The 19073-nt window shown below is 59.0% G+C and carries 17 protein-coding genes; 15 read left to right on the forward strand and 2 right to left on the reverse strand.

The genetic code is table 11. The features are described 5' to 3' along the window. The first annotated feature begins 50 nt into the window (after nt 1–50). From dnaA to gyrB, 4 genes are all read left to right on the forward strand, one after another. The gene (dnaA, locus tag PJU76_RS00005) at nt 51–1406 is read left to right on the forward strand and encodes a chromosomal replication initiator protein DnaA (protein WP_271779939.1); all 1356 of its coding nucleotides are present in this window, start codon (nt 51–53) and stop codon (nt 1404–1406) included. Nucleotides 1407–1689: 283 nt separating this feature from the next. After that, on the forward strand, nt 1690–2787 hold the full coding sequence (gene dnaN / locus PJU76_RS00010; protein WP_271779940.1) for a DNA polymerase III subunit beta: 1098 nt from the start codon (nt 1690–1692) through the stop codon (nt 2785–2787). 1 nt (nt 2788) lies between these two features. Continuing rightward, the gene (gene recF, locus PJU76_RS00015; protein WP_271779941.1) at nt 2789–3847 is read left to right on the forward strand and encodes a DNA replication/repair protein RecF; all 1059 of its coding nucleotides are present in this window, start codon (nt 2789–2791) and stop codon (nt 3845–3847) included. Then, entirely contained in the window at nt 3844–6246 is a 2403-nt protein-coding gene (gene gyrB / locus PJU76_RS00020) for a DNA topoisomerase (ATP-hydrolyzing) subunit B (protein ID WP_271779942.1), read from the forward strand. Before recF ends, gyrB begins: the two co-directional genes overlap by 4 nt. Here gyrB and PJU76_RS00025 read toward each other — a convergent pair whose 3' ends face one another. Next, nucleotides 6247–7038 (reverse strand): UDP-2,3-diacylglucosamine diphosphatase, encoded by a 792-nt coding sequence (locus PJU76_RS00025; RefSeq protein WP_226817455.1) that lies wholly within the window; start codon nt 7036–7038, stop codon nt 6247–6249. Between the two features lie 87 nt (nt 7039–7125). Between PJU76_RS00025 and PJU76_RS00030 the strand changes: the two genes are divergently transcribed. The 7 genes from PJU76_RS00030 (at nt 7126) to PJU76_RS00060 (ending at nt 15753) form a co-directional block, all read left to right on the forward strand. Then, complete coding sequence (locus PJU76_RS00030) at nt 7126–10635, forward strand: FAD-dependent oxidoreductase (RefSeq protein WP_334212488.1); 3510 nt, start codon at nt 7126–7128, stop codon at nt 10633–10635. A 94-nt stretch (nt 10636–10729) separates the two neighbouring features. After that, entirely contained in the window at nt 10730–12433 is a 1704-nt protein-coding gene (locus PJU76_RS00035) for a GspE/PulE family protein (protein WP_271779944.1), read from the forward strand. After that, nucleotides 12433–13656 (forward strand): type II secretion system F family protein, encoded by a 1224-nt coding sequence (locus PJU76_RS00040; RefSeq protein ID WP_271779945.1) that lies wholly within the window; start codon nt 12433–12435, stop codon nt 13654–13656. Before PJU76_RS00035 ends, PJU76_RS00040 begins: the two co-directional genes overlap by 1 nt. 131 nt (nt 13657–13787) lie before the next feature. Further along, on the forward strand, nt 13788–14267 hold the full coding sequence (locus tag PJU76_RS00045) for a prepilin-type N-terminal cleavage/methylation domain-containing protein (protein WP_271779946.1): 480 nt from the start codon (nt 13788–13790) through the stop codon (nt 14265–14267). 81 nt (nt 14268–14348) lie between these two features. Continuing rightward, on the forward strand, nt 14349–14792 hold the full coding sequence (locus PJU76_RS00050; protein ID WP_271779947.1) for a type II secretion system protein: 444 nt from the start codon (nt 14349–14351) through the stop codon (nt 14790–14792). A 5-nt stretch (nt 14793–14797) separates the two neighbouring features. Beyond that, nucleotides 14798–15199: a type II secretion system protein gene (locus PJU76_RS00055; protein WP_271779948.1), complete on the forward strand. Its 402-nt coding sequence runs from the start codon at nt 14798–14800 to the stop codon at nt 15197–15199. Then, nucleotides 15196–15753 carry a PilW family protein gene (locus PJU76_RS00060; RefSeq protein ID WP_271779949.1) on the forward strand — a complete coding sequence of 186 codons (558 nt, stop codon included), beginning with the start codon at nt 15196–15198 and terminating at the stop codon, nt 15751–15753. Before PJU76_RS00055 ends, PJU76_RS00060 begins: the two co-directional genes overlap by 4 nt. A gap of 166 nt (nt 15754–15919) precedes the next feature. On the opposite strand, the gene PJU76_RS00065 is transcribed toward PJU76_RS00060, so the two are convergent. Then, complete coding sequence (locus PJU76_RS00065; protein WP_271779950.1) at nt 15920–16090, reverse strand: hypothetical protein; 171 nt, start codon at nt 16088–16090, stop codon at nt 15920–15922. A gap of 395 nt (nt 16091–16485) precedes the next feature. Here PJU76_RS00065 and PJU76_RS00070 point away from each other — a divergent pair, with 395 nt between their 5' ends. From PJU76_RS00070 to PJU76_RS00085, 4 genes are read left to right on the forward strand one after another with little or no spacing between them, the layout of a single operon-like run. Beyond that, a complete protein-coding gene (locus PJU76_RS00070) occupies nt 16486–17397 on the forward strand; it encodes a type IV pilus biogenesis protein PilM (protein WP_271779951.1) in 912 nt (303 codons plus the stop codon). Next, nucleotides 17394–18038 (forward strand): PilN domain-containing protein, encoded by a 645-nt coding sequence (locus PJU76_RS00075; protein WP_271779952.1) that lies wholly within the window; start codon nt 17394–17396, stop codon nt 18036–18038. Before PJU76_RS00070 ends, PJU76_RS00075 begins: the two co-directional genes overlap by 4 nt. Further along, nucleotides 18035–18772 (forward strand): hypothetical protein, encoded by a 738-nt coding sequence (locus PJU76_RS00080; protein ID WP_271779953.1) that lies wholly within the window; start codon nt 18035–18037, stop codon nt 18770–18772. Before PJU76_RS00075 ends, PJU76_RS00080 begins: the two co-directional genes overlap by 4 nt. Further along, nucleotides 18769–19071: a hypothetical protein gene (locus PJU76_RS00085; RefSeq protein ID WP_271779954.1), complete on the forward strand. Its 303-nt coding sequence runs from the start codon at nt 18769–18771 to the stop codon at nt 19069–19071. Before PJU76_RS00080 ends, PJU76_RS00085 begins: the two co-directional genes overlap by 4 nt. Nucleotides 19072–19073: the final 2 nt, after the last annotated feature.

A 19073-nucleotide genomic window follows, 5' to 3' on the forward strand; every position in this document is an offset into this window, starting at 1 on the left:
GACGGAGGGCACGGCACTGTTCACCTTTAGACCCTCTGACCAGGTTACGCATGAGTAGTCATCCAGCGCCATCCGCGCTGCGCAACGGCGATGCCTTATGGGCGGCGCTGTGTGTGCAGTTGCAAGAACAAACCACCGCCCAGCAGTTCAATACCTGGCTGCGCCCCCTTCGTGGCGAGTTGCATGGTAACGAGCTGCACCTTTTCGCACCCAATACCTTCGTCATGGAATGGGTGCGGGAAAGGCTGATAGACCTACTGGAAACGGTACTCGGCGAGCTTGCACCCGGAATGATGCTTCGCCTGGAACTCAGCACCGAGGGTACGGCGGCCCTAGCCCCGGCGGCGGCTACTCCAGTCACTACTGCGATCACCGACCCTCGCAATGGCAACCGGCTCAATCCGGGCTTTTCCTTCAAGTCCTACGTCGCAGGCAAATCCAATCAGTTGGCCGTGGCGGCGGCCCTACAGGTCGCCAAAAATCCGGGAAAATCCTACAACCCTCTGTATATCTATGGCGGTGTTGGGCTGGGCAAAACGCATCTCATGCAAGCGGTAGGAAATGCCATTCTCCAACGTGATGCCGATGCCAAGGTGCTCTACGTTACCTCCGAAGGCTTCATCATGGACATGGTGCGCTCTCTGCAACACAACACCATCAATGACTTCAAGCAGCGCTACCGCAAGCTGGATGCCCTGCTCATCGACGACATCCAGTTTTTTGCGGGCAAGGATCGTACCCAGGAAGAGTTTTTCCACACCTTCAACGCCCTCTTTGACGGCGGTCGGCAGATTATTATCACCTGCGACCGCTACCCCAAAGAGGTGGACCGCCTGGAAGAGCGCTTGCAATCGCGCTTCGGCTGGGGGCTGACGGTCGCCATCCAGCCCCATGATCTCGAAACCCGCATGGCCATTGTCCTCTGCAAAGCGGAAGAAAGCGGCATTGATCTGCCTGAAGAAGTGGCTTTTTTCATCGCCGAGAAAATCCGCTCCCATGTCCGCGAACTGGAAGGGGCGCTGCGCCGGATCATCGCCCATGTCAACTTCACCCACAAGCCTTATAACCTGGATACCGCCCGGGAGGCCCTGCGTGACCTGATCGACGTGCAGAAGCGCATGGTCAGCCTCGACAACATCCAGAAAGTCGTGGCCGAGTATTTTCATATTCGCGGCTCCGACATGCAGTCCAAACGGCGCAGTCGCAACATCGCCCGGCCGCGCCAGATAGCCATGTGCCTGACCAAGGAGCTTACCAACCATAGCCTGCCGGAAATCGGCGAGGCCTTCGGCGGCCGCGATCACACCACCGTCCTCCACGCTTGCCGCCAGATCGACAAATTACGTCAGGAAGACACCCAGATGGATGAAGATTACCGCAATCTGCTACGGATTCTTGGCGCATGATCCAGCACGCGCACAAGCTGTGGATAAGGCCCTGTATAACCCATGTGCCAACTCTGTATAAAAAAGAGGGCTCTTTTCTATCCCCAAGCATACCGGCTTATCCACAACTTTCCGACAACTTGTCAAAGTCCATTAGTCTATCAAGAGTAATGAGTTATAACACCTTTCCACAAGCTACCTGGCCATTAATAATAAAAATAATTAAAAGGAAAAATATAAATTATATATATAAAGCGGCCCGATCAATTCCCTTTCAGACCTGGCACTCAAGGAGCAAACCCTGATGAAAATCACCATAGATCGCGAAGATCTCCTGCCTATTCTGGCGAATATGGCAAATGTTGCCGACCGGCGACCGGTGCAACCCATTCTCGCCCATGTCCTCATCGAAGCCGCAGGGCAACATTGCCGATTCGTCGCCACGGACCTGGAAGTACAGCTTTCCGCCGACTTGGACCATCCAGTAAACGCTCCTGGCACCTGTGCTGTGCCGGCCCGCAAGCTCTATGACATTTGCCGCGCTTTACCCGAACACACACCCATAGAATTTCACAAGGACGGGGAAAAGCTACTCCTGAAAGCCGCTAAAAGTCGCTTCACCCTGCATGTGTTGCCCGCCGATCAATTCCCGTATCTCAGTACTCACAGCAGTCGTTGTCAGGGTAACTGCAATGCCAAAGCCTTTCGCGAAGCGCTTGCCGTCACCGCCAACACCATGGCACAGAATGATGCGCGGCTCTTTCTGAACGGTGTCCTCATCGAGGTCGAAGGCCAGGAACTGCGTCTCGTAGCCACAGACGGTCATCGCCTGGCCATGATGACCCTGCCTTTTGCCAACAATCTGGAAAGCGGAAGCTACCAGGCCATTCTGCCGCGCAAAGCCGTTCTCGAACTACTGCGGATTCTCGATGATGGCGATATCGCATTGGAAATATCGGACACCAGTTTCCTACTCAACGATGGCATGCAACAATTCGCCTGCAAACTCATCGACGCCAAATATCCCGATTACCGGCGAGTGATTCCTCAAGGACATCCTCGTTTCGCCATACTCGACCGCCAGACCTTCAAAAGCGCCCTGCAACAAAGCGATGTCCTGGTGAGCGACCGTAATCCGACCACCCATCTACACCTCAGCAACAACCAGATGACCCTGCGCAGTTGCAATGAGGAACAGGAGGAAGGCGAGATCCAAATCCCTGTTGAGTACCAGAATGATACTCTAGATATCGCTTTCAACAGTCGTTATCTCACGGATACCACCCAGATATTCGCCCAGGAAAATTTGCGGATGCGCGTCAAGGATAGCGACAGCAGCGCTGTTTTTACTCCGGTAGATGGAGATAACCCCCTGTATATCATTATGCCTGTCCGCCTCTGAGATGCCCCTGGAGGCTCTGCACATCCAATCGGTGCGTTGCATAAAAACCCTGGATCTGAAAGCGGATCAGCAGTGGAACTGGTTGATCGGCGCCAATGGTGCGGGAAAAAGCTCCGTGCTGGAGGCTATCCATATCCTCGGCACGGGGCAAAGCTGGCGACGCAATCACCGCCATGTGCAGCGGGAGGATGACAACGAATATTTGGTCAGCGCCCACCTGCCCGATCATTTTCTCGCCCTGCGTCGACGTGGCGAGACGCGGGAAATACGCTATGATGGCGAATCGCTCACTTCAGCCTGGATGCTGCTCGACATTCTGCCACTGCAAAGTCTGCACGATGACAATAGCCATTTTGTTGCGGGAACGGCGGAAGACCGCCGACGTGTACTGGATTGGGGCATTTATTACGCGGATCACTACTATGGCACGGTGTTTCGCCAGTACCGGCGGGCTTTGCAACAGCGTAACGCCTGGCTGAAAAGCGGTTATGGTCAGCAACCCTGGGATGACGGCGTCATTGCCGCCGGTGAAGAAATCCAGCAGCGTCGGCAAGCGCATCTGGCCACGGTGCAGCCCGAAGTTGCCACCCTCTGGGAACGCTGGTCCGGATCACTTTCCGGACTTAGCCTGCATCTGCACAGTGGCTGGAAAGAGGGCTTGGCGCTGGGTGATTGCCTGCTGCGGGATCAGGAACAGGATCGTGAAATGGGTTACACCCACAGCGGCCCGCACCGTGCCAATCTGGTGTTTCGGGTGCGCGGCAAAGTGGCACTGGATATTCTTTCGCGCGGCCAGTTGCGGGTACTGGGTCTGGCCTATCGCCTGGCGCAGGTGAAAATCCTGAAGCAGGCAGGCTTACCCCTGCCGACCATACTGATTGACGATTTTGCGGCGGAGCTCGATGCTTCGGCGCGAGATTGGTGGGTGAAAGAACTTGATCTGCTGGGTGTGCAGGTCTTTGCCGCTGTCACCGCGGCCGGGCAGATTCCGGCGGCGGTGAGTCGTGGTGGTCATTTTTGTCTGGCGGCAGGCCAGCTTGAGAAGGAAACAGCATCATGACGGGAATATACGATTCTACCAGTATCCAGGTATTGAAAGGGCTGGAAGCAGTACGCAAACGCCCTGGCATGTATATCGGTGATACCGATGATGGCAGCGGTCTGCACCACATGGTTTTTGAGGTGGTGGACAACGCCATCGACGAGGCGCTCGGCGGTTATTGCGACGCCATCGTTGTTACCATCCATGATGATGAATCGGTCAGCGTCAGCGATAACGGTCGCGGCATTCCTGTCGACATTCACGCCGAAGAGGGGCGGTCTGCTGTCGAAGTCATCATGACCGTACTGCATGCCGGTGGTAAATTTAATGACAATGCCTACAAGGTTTCCGGCGGTCTGCACGGAGTCGGCGTCTCGGTAGTGAACGCCCTTTCAGAAACGCTCCAGTTGCGCATATTCCGCGATGGCTATGTCTGGACCCAGGAATATCATGATGGCGAACCCCAGGCACCCGTTGCCCGCGGTGAGGCGTCACGCAAGCATGGCAGTACCATCCGCTTCAAACCCTCGCCTCAGGTTTTTGCCGATACGCATTTCCACTTCGAAATCATCGCTAAGCGATTGCGAGAACTGGCTTTTCTCAATTCCGGCGTGCACATCACCCTGCTGGATGAACGGGGCGGACGGGAAGAAATTTTCCATTACGAAGGTGGTATCCGCGCCTTTGTGGAGCATCTCAACCGCAGCAAAACCGCCATTCATCCCACGGTGATCACCCTTAGCGGCGAGCGCGACGGCATTGTCGTTGAAGCCGCCCTGCAATGGAATGAAGGCTATAGCGAGGCGGTGCTCTGCTTCACCAACAATATTCCCCAAACCGATGGGGGCACACATCTGGCGGGCTTTCGCGGCGCGCTGACCCGTACTCTGAATCAATATATGGAACGGGAGGGCATCATCGCCAAGGCTAAGGTGGTGGTGAGCGGCGAAGATACGCGTGAAGGCCTGACAGCGGTGCTTTCCGTTAAGGTACCAGATCCCAAATTTTCTTCGCAGACCAAGGAAAAGCTGGTTTCCAGCGAGGTCAAGCCGATCGTGGAGTCTTCCATGTCCGAGGCGCTGACGATATTTTTGGATGAGCACCCCAAAGAGGCGCAGGCGATTGCCGCCAAAATTGTCGAAGCGGCACGGGCGCGGGAAGCCGCTCGCCGGGCACGGGAACTGACTCGCCGCAAGGGTGCGCTGGATATCGCCAACCTCCCCGGCAAACTGGCCGACTGCCAGGAGAAAGATCCAGCCAAGTGCGAAATTTATCTGGTGGAGGGCGATTCCGCCGGCGGCTCCGCCAAACAGGGCCGTGATCGTCGGCATCAGGCTATCCTGCCCTTGAAGGGTAAAATCCTCAATGTGGAACGGGCGCGTTTTGATAAAATGCTTTCGTCGGATGAGATCGGTACCCTCATTACGGCCTTGGGCACCGGTATTGGCGCTGGGGATTTTGATGTGGCCAAGTTGCGTTATCACCGCGTCATCATCATGACCGATGCGGATGTCGACGGCAGCCATATCCGTACCTTGCTGCTGACCTTCTTCTACCGGCAGATGCCCGAACTGGTGGCGCGCGGCCATATTTATATCGCCCAGCCACCTCTCTACAAGGTCAAGAAAGGCAAGGATGAGCGCTATATCAAGGACGACATCGAATTGGCCGCCTACCTGCGCGAAATTGCTATGCAGAGCGCCCAGTTCCGTCCTGCGGCGGATGCTGAGCCGGTAACTGAGGAGCAACTGGCCGGCATGATGCGTCAATACCAGAATATCGAGGCTTTGGTGCAGCGCTTGGAGCGGCGCTATCCCGGTACCCTGCTTTGGGCGCTGGCCACGTTGCCGCCTGTTGTTACGGAGTCGGCGGATAGCGCCGCCTGGGACGATTTCGCGCGACGGCTCCGCGCGGCATTGGAGCTCAACGCTCTGCCCGCCGAACATTATACGGTGGAGCGGGTGGGCGAAGCAGAAGCCTTGCGCCTGGTGGTTCGCCGCGAACATCACGGCAGTCAGGAACTACGTTTCTTTGATCAGGATTTCTTTGCCGGTGGTGAATATCGGCATCTGGCGGACTATGCGCGGGTGATTGAAGGTAATATCCGTGCCGGCGCGCGGATGGAACGCGGCGAGCGAGGGATTACCGTCAGCCGTTTCCGTGCGGCTATGGACTGGCTTATGGCTGACGCCCGTCGGGGTATCGAGATTCAGCGTTACAAAGGTCTGGGTGAAATGAATCCGGAACAGCTTTGGGAGACCACCATGAACGCCGAAAACCGGCGTCTGGTGCGGGTGGATGTGGAAGACTCCATCGCTGCCGACGAGGTCTTTTCCATGCTCATGGGCGATGCCGTGGAACCGCGTCGCCGCTTTATTGAGGATAATGCACGTTTCGTATCGCGACTCGATATCTGATTACGCGGCAATATGCTGATCAAAACGCAGGGGGGGTATGGGCCAATGGATGATTTCCATGCGCCCGTCGGTATGTTCGACCAGCGCGGTACAGCTCTCGACCCAGTCGCCGTCGTTGTAATAGAGGACGCCGTCAATAGTTTTTTGCTCGGCATGGTGGATATGGCCGCAGATCACGCCGGCGTAACCGCGGCGTGAGGTTTCTTCGGCCAGCAGGTGTTCGTAGTCGTTGATAAACTGCACCGCTTTTTTTACTCGGTATTTGATGTAAGCGCTCAGGGACCAGTGACGGCGCAGGCCCAGGCGCCGGAACGCACTTTGCAGCAGCCGGTTGCTCCAGAGCAACAGGGTATAGCCATGATCGCCCAGACGAATGAGCCAGGTGGCGTAACGCATGGCGGCATCGAACTGATCACCATGGATGACCCAGAGCTTTTTGCCATCGGCGGTCTCATGCACTGCTTCCCGGAGGATGGCAATGTCGCCAAGGGCAAGGGCGTTGCCCTGGTTTTGCACGTAGTCGGAGAGTAACTCGTAGACGGGATCGTGATTGCCGCAGACATAACGTACTATTACCCCGGAGCGGGCCAGACGGAGCACCTTCTGGACCACCGTATTATGGTTGCGAGGCCAGTACCAGCGCACTTTGAGGCGCCACAGATCGATGATGTCGCCGACCAGATAGAGCTGCTGGCAGGAGTTGTGGCGAAGAAAGTCCAAAAGGCTCTCCGCCTGACAGCCGCGGGTGCCGAGATGGACGTCCGATAAAAATATGCTGCGGTAATGGGCCATAGGGCCATCCTGAAAAGGTGACATAACCCTATATTGCCAGCAAAATATGACAGTTTGATGAAAGCTGGCCGCAGTGTAGTTGCCGGTATGCCTCTGGAGATCATGGTGCTTAACCAATTTAATTTTGAATATAAAGAACTTTTTACTGCTGAAGGTCTTGTGCGTCTGGATGGAGAATTTCTTCGATCCCTGGCGGAAAAGGACAAAACCCTGGCGGAAAATTTGCGGATCTACCGTGCGGCAGGCGCTCAGCCTGCCGATAAGGCCCAGAGTGAGTTTTTGTTATGTCTTGCGCCGCATCTTGAGCGGTTTATCGCCCGGCTTTTTTGTGTGGAGTCGGAGGTGGCGGAGTTGCAGGCCCGGACCCGCAGCCATGATGTCGTCATGGATTTCAAGAAGCATTTCGTGCTGCGCCGCGCGCGCCGTTACCGGGGCGAGTTTTCCGAATCCTTTGCTGATCTCGATCACTGGCTGGATGCACAAATCCAGCAGCGATGCTGGCCGCGGGAGGATCGCGAATGGGCGATTGCCCGGCTGGGCGAAGAATGGCTCAAGGATGAAGTGGCGCATGCCGCGGCCATTCACCGTTTGACGCAGTGGTGTGCCCTTATCCTCAGCGACCCACAGGCCGCTCTGGCGGTGCCGGGTTGGTCGAGTTTCCGTCTGCCGCAGCGCGTGGATCACGAAGCCCTGGTGCCGCTGCAGCGGCGCGATGATCTCCAGGGCGCGCCCTTTGTCGCGCCGCAAGGCACCTTGCGGCGCCGTGACAGTTTTCATCTCACGGATCAGCGGATGGACCCGCGCGGGGTCCAGAACGAAGTGCATTATTGTCTGTATTGCCATGATCATGAGGGGGATTTCTGCTCCAAAGGGTTTCCGGAGAAGAAAGGGGTGCCGGAACTGGGTCTCAAGGTGGACCCGCTGGGTGTGACCCTGACCGGCTGCCCCCTGGAAGAAAAGATCTCGGAAATGCAGCTCCTCAAGCGCGATGGTCTCAACATTGCCGCGCTCGCCATGGCGATGGTGGACAACCCCATGGTCCCCGCCACCGGACACCGCATCTGCAACGACTGTATGAAGGCCTGTGTCTACCAGAAGCAGGACCCGGTGAATATCCCGCAGGTGGAGACCCGGATCCTCACGGACGTGCTGAATCTGCCCTGGGGGGTCGAGATTTACGATCTGCTCACCCGCTGGAATCCGTTGCGGCACACGCAATATCTGGCGCAGCCCTACAACGGGCGGAAGGTGCTGGTGGCGGGTATGGGGCCGGCGGGTTTCACCATGGCCCATCATCTGTTACAGGAGGGCTGTGCGGTCGTGGGGATAGACGGCCTGAAAATCGAACCGCTGCCCCAGCCATGGCTGGAGCAGCCCATTCGCGACTGGAGCAGTCTCCAGGAGGACCTCGATGAGCGGATCCTGCTGGGATTCGGCGGGGTGGCCGAATATGGCATTACCGTCCGTTGGGACAAGAATTTCCTCAAACTGATTTATCTGACCCTGGCGCGGCGCCCGAATTTTCAGATTTTCGGTGGTGTGCGGCTGGGCGGCACCATCACCCTGGAGAATGCCTGGGAGTTGGGTTTCGATCATGTCTGTATTGCCACGGGCGCGGGCTTGCCGCGGGTGGTGCCCATGGGCGAGAGCCTGGCGCGCGGGATGCGCCAGGCCAGTGATTTCCTGATGGCCTTGCAGCTGACCGGGGCGGGCAAGCAATCCAGTCTCGCCAATCTGCAGGTGCGTCTGCCGGCGGTGGTGATTGGCGGTGGTCTGACGGCGGTGGATACGGCGACCGAGGTGCAGGCCTACTATGTGCGGCAGGTGGAGAAGGTCTTGGCGCGCTACGAAGCGATGGCGGCGCGCTCCGGGGAAGAAAAGCTCCGTGCCGGGCTGGCTGCCGAGGATGCGGAGATTCTGGAAGAGTTCCTGACCCATGGCCGGGCGGTGCGGGCGGAGCGGGAGCGGGCTGCCTGCGCGGGTGAGGCACCCAATTTCGTGCCGCTGATCCAGTCCTGGGGCGGCGTGACCCTGGCGTATCGCAAAGGCATGCGGCAGTCGCCCGCCTATACGCGCAACCATGAGGAACTCATCAAGGCCATGGAAGAAGGCCTGTACTATGGCGAGGGTCTCGATCCACTGCGGGCCGAACTGGACAGCCATGGGCATATCGCGCACATGGTCTTCCGCCGGATGCGCGAAGTGGAAGGGCGCTGGCTGGCCAGTGATCAGGATCTGCGGCTGCCCGCCCGTGCCGTCTTTATCGCCGCCGGCACCGTCCCCAATACCATCTACGAACGGGAATATCCGGGGACTTTCCAATTGGATGGGGACCATTTCCAGACCCATGTGGCCCACGATAACGGGCCGTTGCAGGCGGTGCAGGTGGCTGAACATTGCAAGGCACCGGAGGCCGGTCCCTTTACGTCCTATGGCGACGGCAGCGGGCATCGGATCAGTTTTATTGGGGATACGCATCCGGTGTTTCATGGCAGCGTGGTCAAGGCCATTGCTTCGGCCAAGGCGACGTATCCGCAGGTCATGCACGGTTTGGGGACCTTGGCGGCGGCCGGCGATTTTGACCTGCGGCGTTTTCAGCAACGCCTGCAGCAGGTGCTGAGCATGCGGGTATTGCGTATCGATCGCAGCAATCCCGCCGTTACCGAGCTGTGGGTGGAGGCCCCGCTGGCGGCCCGCAATTTCCGGCCAGGGCAGTTTTTCCGCTTGCAGACGTATGAGTCCCATAGCGGGATCGAAGAGGGCACCCGTTTGCAGATTCCGGTGCTGACCGTCAGTGGTGCGGGGGTGGAAGGGGACGCGGTGCGTCTTTTGATTCTGCAGTGGGGCACCGGGCCGCGCCTGGTGGGCCGCTTGCAGCCGGGCGATTCCCTTATTCTCATGGGGCCGACCGGGGCCCCCACGGACATCCCCACGGGTAAGACGATTCTGGTGGTCGCCGGACGCTGGGGTGCGGCGGTGATGCTGGATATCGGCCCGGCCTTGCGGGCGGCGGGCAACCGCGTGCTCTATGTGGCGGCCCTGGCGAAAGCCAGTGAACTGGATAACCAGGCGGAACTGGAAGCGGCGGCGGATCAGATCATCTGGTGTACGGGCAGCGGCCCCTTGATCGCTCCCCATCGGCCGCAGGATCTCAGTGTGGAAGCCAGCGACATGGTGGCTCTGCTGTGCGCCTATGGGGCCGGGGCATTGCCCGGACAATCCACGCAGGGCGATGCGGGGATAGCGCTGAACAGCGTGGATCGTCTGATGGTCATGGGTTCCACCGGCCTGCTCAAGGGTTTTCAAAAGGCGCTGAAGGCGGAGTTACAGCCCTATTTCCGGGCGGATCTGGAGGCTACCGCGACGGTGGGCAGCCCCATGCAGTGCATGCTCAAAGGGGTATGCGCCCAGTGTTTGCAATGGCAGATCGACCCGGAGACGGGGCAGCGCACCAAGGCGGTGTTCTCCTGCGCGCAGCAGGATCAGCCCCTGGCCTGGGTGGACCTCGATAACCTCACCGCACGACAAGGTCAAAATCGCCTGCTGGAAAGAGTCTCGAGCCAGTGGCTGGATCATGTCGTGAGCGGAGAAACATAGTAAAAGGGCCATAGAATACGGCGAATCACCCAGTGGGGTGTATGGGCGGCATGTTTCTTATGTTGGCTGGAAGTCTTTGGAGGGCAATCAGGCTATGGCTTCTCGTTTACAAAAAATCCGTCTGGGTGATCTGCTGATCCAGAACGGCATCATTACTGCCGAGCAGTTGGATATGACCCTCATCCAGCAGCGGAGAAGCGGGCGCAAGCTCGGGCAAGAACTGATTGCCCAACACTTGGTGACCGAAGAAAGTCTACTGACTTTTCTGGCTAGTCAACTCCATCTGGAACGCATCGATTTATCGCAGCAGGCGTTAGATCCGCAGTTGGTGTTGCGGCTTCCTGAATCGCTGGCGCGACGCTACCGTGCCATACCCGTACAGGACCGGGGCAACCACTACGTGGTAGGCATGGCCGACCCCACCGATTTGCCGGCTCTGGATGCCATTTCCCGGGCCATGGGCAAACCTGTGGAAATGGCCCTCATCTCCGAGTCCCAGTTGCTGCATATTCTCCCTCAGCTTTATGGCGCGGTCAGCAAAAGTGCCGAATTGCGCGAGGCGCTGGGCGATACCGTGACCACTTCGGCTCCGCCCCCGATCCTGGAGAGCAGCGCTGAAGATGCGCCCATCGTGCGCCTGCTCAACGCCGTTTTTACGGATGCCGCGCGTCTGCGGGCCTCTGACATCCATTTTGAACCGGAAGAATCGGGTCTGCGGGTGCGGCTGCGCGTGGACGGCGTCCTGCGTGAGCATCTGCGCGTGGACGGCCGTTTAATGCCGCTGATCGCGTCCAAACTCAAAGTGATGGCTAATCTCGATATCGCCGAACGTCGCCTCCCTCAGGATGGGCGAATGCATCTCGAACTGGAGGGCAAAGCCTATGATGTGCGCATGGCCACCATGCCCGTCCAGGACGGGGAAAGCGTGGTCCTGCGCCTGCTGGACCAGCAAACCGCATTACTGCATTTTAATGAGCTCGGGATGCCCCGCAACATTGAGATCAGCCTGCAAAACATCATGCACCGTCCGCACGGATTGTTCCTGGTAACCGGCCCTACCGGGTCAGGCAAATCGACGACGCTGTATGCGGCACTGAATGAAATCAACACGATCGAACGCAAAATTTTCACCGTGGAAGACCCCGTGGAATACCATCTCCAGGGCATCAGCCAAGTGCAGGTGCATCCCCGTATCGGGCTCGATTTTGCGCGGGTGCTCCGCACCATCCTGCGCCAGGATCCGGATGTCATCATGGTGGGCGAGATCCGCGACCATGAAACGGCGGAAATCGCCGCGCGCGCCGCTCTGACCGGTCACCTAGTGCTGGCCACGCTCCACACCAACGACGCGGTGGGCGCCTTTCCGCGGCTGCAGGAACTCGAGGTGGAATCTTTTCTGATCGGGTCGGCGGTGCTCGGGGTGATGGCGCAACGCCTGGTGCGTCGTATCTGCCCGTCCTGCAAGACCGAGGACAAGGAGGTCAGCCCCGCAGAGCGCGCGGCTTTTGCCGACCGTCTCGGCGTGCCTCCCGATTTCGTCACCTTTTTCTGCGGGAAAGGGTGCAACACCTGCAATTTCACCGGGTATCGCGGTCGTCAACCGGTTTTCGAACTGATTCGCATGGATCCATTACTCCGCGCGGCCATTCTCGGCAATAGCCGCGCAGCACTTCTTGAGGCCGCGAACCGGCAACAACAGTTCACTTTATTACGCGAAGAGGCCATGCGCCTGGTTTGGGAGGGGATTACCACCCTGGCAGAAATGGCGCGGGTGACCAGCGACGCGGCGGAGGACTGATGGCGCGTTTCCGCTATCGTGCCCGCGATGATCACGGACAGCTCCGCGAGGGCATCATGGATGCCGGAGAAGGTACGATGGTCGCGCAGGCCCTGCGCAATAACCAGCTTATCCCCGTCAGTGTGGAAGAGCTCCGCGAGGGCGTTCGTATCGAACAGTTGTGGACCCGGCTCAACCGACGCCCCATCAGCCGCGCCGATATCGTCCTCTTTACCCGCCAGCTTTATGCCCTGCTGCACGCCGGCATCCCGGTGCTCAATGCCATAGAAGGACTGATCAGCACTTATGGCCCGCAGACTCGCCTCGGCGAAATACTCATACAGGTGCAGCATACGCTAGGCGATGGTCAGCCGCTCTCCGTCGCACTGGCGGCTTACCCTAAAGTCTTTCAGCCTCTGTATCTCCGTCTGGTGGAAGTCGGTGAGACGACGGGCAATCTCGATACGGTGCTGCTGCAGTTGTCCGGCTATCTCGAACGCGAGGACATCACCCTCGCCCGCATTCGCCAGGCTTTTCGTTATCCGTTTTTTGTGGCCATCGCTTTGGCTGTCGCCATGGTTATTCTCAACATCATGGTCATCCCGGCCTTCGCCAAACTCTTCGCCAGCGCCCATATCACCCTGCCTATTTTTACCCGTATGCTCATCGCCTTCAGCAATTTTACGGTGGCCTGGTGGTGGCTGATCCTCATTATCGCCTTTACCGCCATTTACGGTTTTCGCCTCTTTCTTCGCCAACCGCACGGACGTTGGCTCTGGGACCGTTTCTTGTTGCGTACCCCTATTTTCGGCGCGCTGATCCTGGAAGACGCCATGGCGCGCTTCGGCAGAACCTTGCAATTGGTCGCCATCGCCGGTGTCCCTATTCTCAAGGGTATGGAACTGGTCATTGGCGCGGTACACAATCGTTTCATAGAGGATCGCCTGGCCGCGCTCCCCAAGGCTCTTCTCCGCGGTGAAGGTCTGCACATGAGCGCCACCGCCACCGGACTCTTTCCGCCTTTGGTTCTGCAAATGCTGCGCGTCGGCGAGGAAACGGGCGCGCTGGATAGCATGATGGGCGAGGTGGCGGATTATTATGAGCGCGAGGTGGAAAAAAAGGTGGACAGCCTTGCTGCGCGCATCGAACCGATCATGGTGGTGATCATGGGTGGTCTGGTTTTCATCCTCGCTGCCGGCATCTACCTGCCCATGTGGGATATGGTGAGGATGGTCAAACAATAGCCGGATCGTTAACAATCATCCATTAAAAATGGTTGCTGTATATTGACTCCCGTTCCGGAAATTTAGTACCATGGATTCCTGTTATGCTTTGTCACCAAAGAAGTTACAGAGCAGACTCCATAGGAGATGTCATGCAAAAAGATTCCAGTGAACAGGGCTTCACCCTGATCGAGCTTATCGTGGTTATCGTCATTCTCGGCATTCTCGCCGCTTTTGCCATTCCGCGTTTTGTAAATCTGCAGAACGACGCGCGGCGCAGCGTGTTGCAGGGTATTTCCGGTTCTCTGCAAGCCGCATCGGCGCTGGCCTACAGCAAGGCGCTGGTAAGCACGCCTGTCCAGACGGGGACCAGCGGCACCATTTCCGTCCCCGGAGCCGGCACCAACGGCACGGTGGCTCTGGCTTATGGCTATCCCACGGCGGGCAGCATCTCCACCATGCTCCAGGACACCACCAATTTTGGTGTGAGTGCCGCCGGGACCACAGCGACGTTCTGGCCTACCTCGGCCGGCAACTCTGCTCAATGCAACGTGGTGTATACGGCGGCCACCAGTTCCGTTGGTGCTGGGGCAACGCCCACGGTGGTTACCACCTCAACCGACTGCTCCTGATTGTTCATCGGCAGAAGGGTGTAGCAAGCCAGGGAACCTTCCGTTCCCTGGCTTGTCCGTTGTAAGGACATGGACGGGCAAATGGCTGAGCGCGGCTTTACTCTCATTGAAGTCATAGCCGTCCTGATCATAGCCGGTATCCTGGCGGCGCTGATTTTGCCGCGCTTCATGGGGATAGGGGGCTACAGCGCCAATGCCGCGCAGGGTGATGTGATTGCCGCAGCCCAATACGCCCGGCAATCGGCCTTGCTGGGCAACGGCGACATCATCCTCAGCCTTCAGGGGAGTACTGTTGCGGTGCAAAACAGCGCCGGGCAAAACCTGCCGGTCCCTGGCGGCAAGGGTTACCCCATCACCATCCCGGCCAGCGCCCAGGTCGGCGCCACCTTCACCTTCACCAGTGCCACCGGCAGCGTGGCCAATGCCACTCAAACCAGCAGCATCACCCTCGTCGACGGTGGCGGCGAAAACCGCGTGGTGTGCATCTCCCCCACCGGGTTGGCTTACGCCGGGCCGTGCGCATGAGTAGGGTGGCATTGAGGGGAAAGGAGCACGGTGTCACCCTCATCGAGCTGGTGATAGGCATGGCCTTGATGGGCTTTCTGGCTGCACTCATCATCCCCGTGGTCTGGTATGGCCGCTTCGGTGCCAATCCCGTGCCGACGGCACAGGCCACGGCTATTGCTCAAAGTACGTTGGAGACTGCCATGACGGCCTCATACGCACAGCCTTTCCCTAACTGTAATTGCACTAACCGGTGCAATACAGCATATAGCCAAAAGGATTATGGTGTCGCTGTCGACTGCACTGCCTCTGCATTAAGCGGAGCCACGGCAGAATACCTGACCGTTCGGGTGACCGGCCCCAGCGGGGCGGACATCACCCTGGGGGCGTGGCGCACGAAATATTGCTTCGGCAGCAATTGCCCATGATATTCCCGCAAATCCGCCTCAACGCCCAGGGCGGCCTCACCCTCATTGAACTGATTGTGGCCATCGTCATCCTCGGCATCCTGTCCGTGGGAGCGACGGCGCTCATCGTGCGTTCGGTGCAAATCTATCAGACCAACCGCGCCGCTGGTGAGCTGGCCAGTCAGGGCGAGATGGCACTGACGGTGATGGCGCGGGAACTGCATAATGCCCAGCCGGGGACGTTAAACATTCCTAATGGTGGGGCAAGCCTCTCCTTTAAACGTTGTGCTGCGCCGCCCAGCGCCGCTGCTGCCAGCGTCTGTTCCGGTGGCTATGGCTTTGCCTTTAGCAACGGGCAACTGACCCAGAGCATGCCCAACTGGCCGTCGGCGCAGGTTCTCGCGGTCAATGCCAGTGGCGCTTTCAGCGCACTTCCCGTAGGACCGAGCGCGAGCACGGCCAGCGGCGTGTCGGTGATACTGACCCTCAGCGACCCCGCAGCCGCTATCCGCCTCAGTCTGAGCCGGACCATCGCCGTCCTCAGTTCCGCCTATTCCGTGGTCAATAACCAATGATGGCCAAACGGGATAATCGCCCTGCCACGATATCTGCGGAAAAGGGCGCGGCCCTGGTGATGATGATATTCATCATGGTGGTGCTCGCCCTGCTGCTGGCGGCCCTGGCCTATATTACCGCGCAGAGCAATCAGAACACGGCCTACCAGGTCGCCTCCACCCGTGCCTACTGGGCGGCCCAGAGCGGGGCGGAGTGGGGGACATACCAGATCGCGCCCGCCACCAGCAGCGCCGCCAGCCAGTGTTTCAGCCCTACGGCACATCCGGGCATTGGCAGCATTCCTGGGTTGAAAGGCTGTACGGCAACGGTGGCTTGTTCACCTTCTCCTCCTACCACGGCCTCCACCACCTCCTACCAGATCACCAGTCAGGGAAGCTGCCCGGCGGGCAATCTTGGCGCTGGCCATTCACCGGTAGCTGCCATAAGGAGTGTCATCGTAACGATAAGTAACGCGTCCGGTGGACAATGTGTTAATTGTATTGACAATTGCTTAATAAACCATTGCTTTTTACTTAATAATACATACTTTTGTTTCGGCGGTTTGAATGGATGTTTACACCATTGTGGTGTAAGTCTGGACAGGTGCACCTCAGTACAGTGTTTATATAAGCAATGCGGGAAAACATCCAGCACTCAGTCGGCCTCTCTCTCCTATTGGCTCGAAAACCCATGACCACCTGGCAATTTTTGCCGTTTTCGGCTAATACTCCCGCCATGGGTGTAGTAACATCATGAAACTCTGGGATGCCGACCTGCGGGACATTGTGCGGCGCTGGCGGAAACGCCCTCCGGTGGTGCTGGAGTTGCGCCGGGACGGCTATTGCCTCGTGCGAGTGCATCATGGCGAAGCCGAACTGATCCTGGCCGAGGACATCGACCCGTTATCGAGCCGCTACCGGGAACTGCTGCTGGAGTCCTTACGCCACAGCGTGCAGAGCCATGGGCTGGCTGGCAGTCTGGCGGCTACGTATTTGTTCCGGGAGGACTATAACTTGCAAGTCGTGGATGCGCCCAAGGTGCCCGCGGCGGAGATGCTCGCCGCCCTGCGCTGGCAGCTCGCGGATTTGCTGGATTTTCCGGTGCAGGAGGCGGTGCTGGACGCCATTCCCGTGCCGGACACTGAAGGGCGCCAGATTTTCGCCGTTGCGGTGCGCGCGAGCGTGGTTCAGGAACGGATAGACCTGTTGCGCGGTGTTGGTCTGCAACCTTTTTATGTCGGCATCATCGACCTCGCCCTGCGCGATTTGTGCTGGCTCCTGCCCGAAGAGGCGGGCGGCGTCGGACTATTGCTGATGGAAATCCGCAGTTGTCATCTGACCCTGGTGCAGGGCGGCAGCTACCGGTTTGGCCGACCACTGCCGCTGGGCTTTGCGCATTTTCCCGGCGATGATGATCCGGTGGGTTTCCGCTCCGCCAGCGAAGGCCTGGCTCTAGAGATACAGCGCACCATGGATTTTTACGAAAATCGTTTCCGCCGCCCGCCGCCCGCCGTTCTCTATCTCTGCGGCGCGCCGAAATCGTTGCCGGAGATACTGGGCGAGCTGCTCGGGCGGCGCTGCGCGCATGTCGAGGAATCACTTTCCCCGGCGGACAGTCGCTGTCTTCTGGCCCAGGCCTTTGCTGCGGAACTGCCTGCCCCATGAGCCTGCGACTGCCGCCAGCGGCCGATCCGGCCCGCGTTAATTTTTACAGTGATCGCTTCATATCGCGGCAAGTACCCTTCTCGGCGCGCTTCAGCCTGATTTTCCTCGGCGTCCTGCTTCTTGCCCTCAGCGGGCTGGCCCTGTACTGGCAGCAGGCCAATCAGGAGCAGGCACAACTGTTGGCGACTCAGGAGCAACGACTGAGCGCGCTGCAAAGCCAGCGGGACCAGCTCATCGCGCGCTATGGTCCGGGCGCCCAGTCTGCGTGGGAAACCCGGCAACAGGCGCTGCAGACGGAAATCGACGAGCGGCGCTTTCTCTTGCAACTGCTTTCTCTGCATGTGGCCAGCCAGAATCCATCGGAGGTACTCAATGCCCTTGGTCGTGGCATCGTTCCCGGTATCTGGCTGACGCGCATGAGCGGCGACGCCGGCGGATTGGTTTTGGAAGGACGCACCCTGCGGGCGGCGACTATACCGCTCTACGTGGAACGGCTCCATGCCCAGCCGGTACTGGCCGGTCTGACATTGGCCGGGATCACCGCCAGCAGTGGCATCACGGCCCCCGACAGCAGCATTCCATCCACTGCGCTGCTGGATTTCCGCATTAGCGCCGCCGCCCGTTCGCCGGAGCGGCCATGAACGCCCTCCGGCACTGGTTCACCCGTTTCGACGCGCTCAGCCTGCGCGAACGCGTGTTGGTGTTGTCAGCCGCCCTTACGGTGCTGTTCATGGGTTTTTATCAGTTGCTGCTCGCGCCCCTGCAAAGTGGTCTGCAAGACAAAAAACAACAATGGCAGAGCGGGCAAATCCACGCGACCGCTATGGAAAGCGAAATTCAGGCATTATTGCGTGACGCACCCCTGCAGGCGCGGTCGCGCCTGGCTGCCCAGCAGCGGATCATCGCTACCCTGGATGAGCAGTTGCACCAAGCCGGTCAGCGCTACCCCCGGCAGGATGAACTGGCTGGTTGGCTGCGCACGTTGTTAACGGAGCGTCCTGGGGTACAGTGTGTACGCTTCCACACCCTTGCGCCCTCCCAGGTATATCCTTTACCGGCGGATAAAGGTGACAAAGTCGGCCCGCGTCTGTATCAAAGCGGGGTTTCCCTTACCCTGCAGGGTGATTTCCACAGCCTGCTTGCCTACCTGCAAAGTGTGCGGCGAGGGCCCTGGCGTTTACAATGGGGCCAGTGGACTTACACCGTGATACAGTACCCAAAGGCCGAGTTACGGATTGATGTACGTACCTACGCCATCGCCTGGAGCGGCCGGCGGGACGCTCCCGGACCAGGGGCCGGGTTGACCACCGGTCAAATCCGGAGCGCCCTTGGGACGCTGCGTGGTCTGCCCAAGGCCGCGGGGGGTGGTTCATGAGTGCGCTCTTCGGACTGTTGCTGGCCGCCCAAATGCAGACAACCCCCAATCCGACCCGTCCGGACGATTACCGCACCGGGGCCGCGGGCGCGCCCCTCGCGTCCCTGGTCCTGGACAGCACCCTGACCGGCGGGCAGGTGCCCGTGGCCATTCTCAACGGCCGCCTGTATCCCTTGGGAAGCCAGATCGGACCCTATCGCCTGATCGCCGTGGGTGCCGGTTGGGTGATACTGGGAGCGGGATCCAAAAGGCTGCGTCTGGTCATTGGCGGTTCTAGCAATCCGAGTGAAGAGAAATAATC

The organism is Acidithiobacillus ferriphilus (assembly GCF_028215975.1).
GTDB classification, from domain to species: Bacteria; Pseudomonadota; Gammaproteobacteria; order Acidithiobacillales; family Acidithiobacillaceae; genus Acidithiobacillus; species Acidithiobacillus ferriphilus.

What these genes read in the sequence shown, in the direction of transcription:
- PJU76_RS00075 (WP_271779952.1), top strand. Translation starts at nt 17,394, where the DNA reads ATGAGCCTGCGACTGCCGCCAGCGGCCGATCCGGCCCGCGTTAATTTT.
- gyrB (WP_271779942.1), top strand. Translation starts at nt 3,844, where the DNA reads ATGACGGGAATATACGATTCTACCAGTATCCAGGTATTGAAAGGGCTG.
- PJU76_RS00060 (WP_271779949.1), top strand. Translation starts at nt 15,196, where the DNA reads ATGATATTCCCGCAAATCCGCCTCAACGCCCAGGGCGGCCTCACCCTC.
- PJU76_RS00070 (WP_271779951.1), top strand. Translation starts at nt 16,486, where the DNA reads ATGAAACTCTGGGATGCCGACCTGCGGGACATTGTGCGGCGCTGGCGG.
- PJU76_RS00040 (WP_271779945.1), top strand. Translation starts at nt 12,433, where the DNA reads ATGGCGCGTTTCCGCTATCGTGCCCGCGATGATCACGGACAGCTCCGC.
- PJU76_RS00050 (WP_271779947.1), top strand. Translation starts at nt 14,349, where the DNA reads ATGGCTGAGCGCGGCTTTACTCTCATTGAAGTCATAGCCGTCCTGATC.
- PJU76_RS00080 (WP_271779953.1), top strand. Translation starts at nt 18,035, where the DNA reads ATGAACGCCCTCCGGCACTGGTTCACCCGTTTCGACGCGCTCAGCCTG.
- recF (WP_271779941.1), top strand. Translation starts at nt 2,789, where the DNA reads ATGCCCCTGGAGGCTCTGCACATCCAATCGGTGCGTTGCATAAAAACC.
- dnaA (WP_271779939.1), top strand. Translation starts at nt 51, where the DNA reads ATGAGTAGTCATCCAGCGCCATCCGCGCTGCGCAACGGCGATGCCTTA.
- PJU76_RS00025 (WP_226817455.1), bottom strand. Translation starts at nt 7,038, where the DNA reads ATGGCCCATTACCGCAGCATATTTTTATCGGACGTCCATCTCGGCACC.
- PJU76_RS00085 (WP_271779954.1), top strand. Translation starts at nt 18,769, where the DNA reads ATGAGTGCGCTCTTCGGACTGTTGCTGGCCGCCCAAATGCAGACAACC.
- PJU76_RS00030 (WP_334212488.1), top strand. Translation starts at nt 7,126, where the DNA reads ATGCCTCTGGAGATCATGGTGCTTAACCAATTTAATTTTGAATATAAA.
- PJU76_RS00035 (WP_271779944.1), top strand. Translation starts at nt 10,730, where the DNA reads ATGGCTTCTCGTTTACAAAAAATCCGTCTGGGTGATCTGCTGATCCAG.
- PJU76_RS00045 (WP_271779946.1), top strand. Translation starts at nt 13,788, where the DNA reads ATGCAAAAAGATTCCAGTGAACAGGGCTTCACCCTGATCGAGCTTATC.
- dnaN (WP_271779940.1), top strand. Translation starts at nt 1,690, where the DNA reads ATGAAAATCACCATAGATCGCGAAGATCTCCTGCCTATTCTGGCGAAT.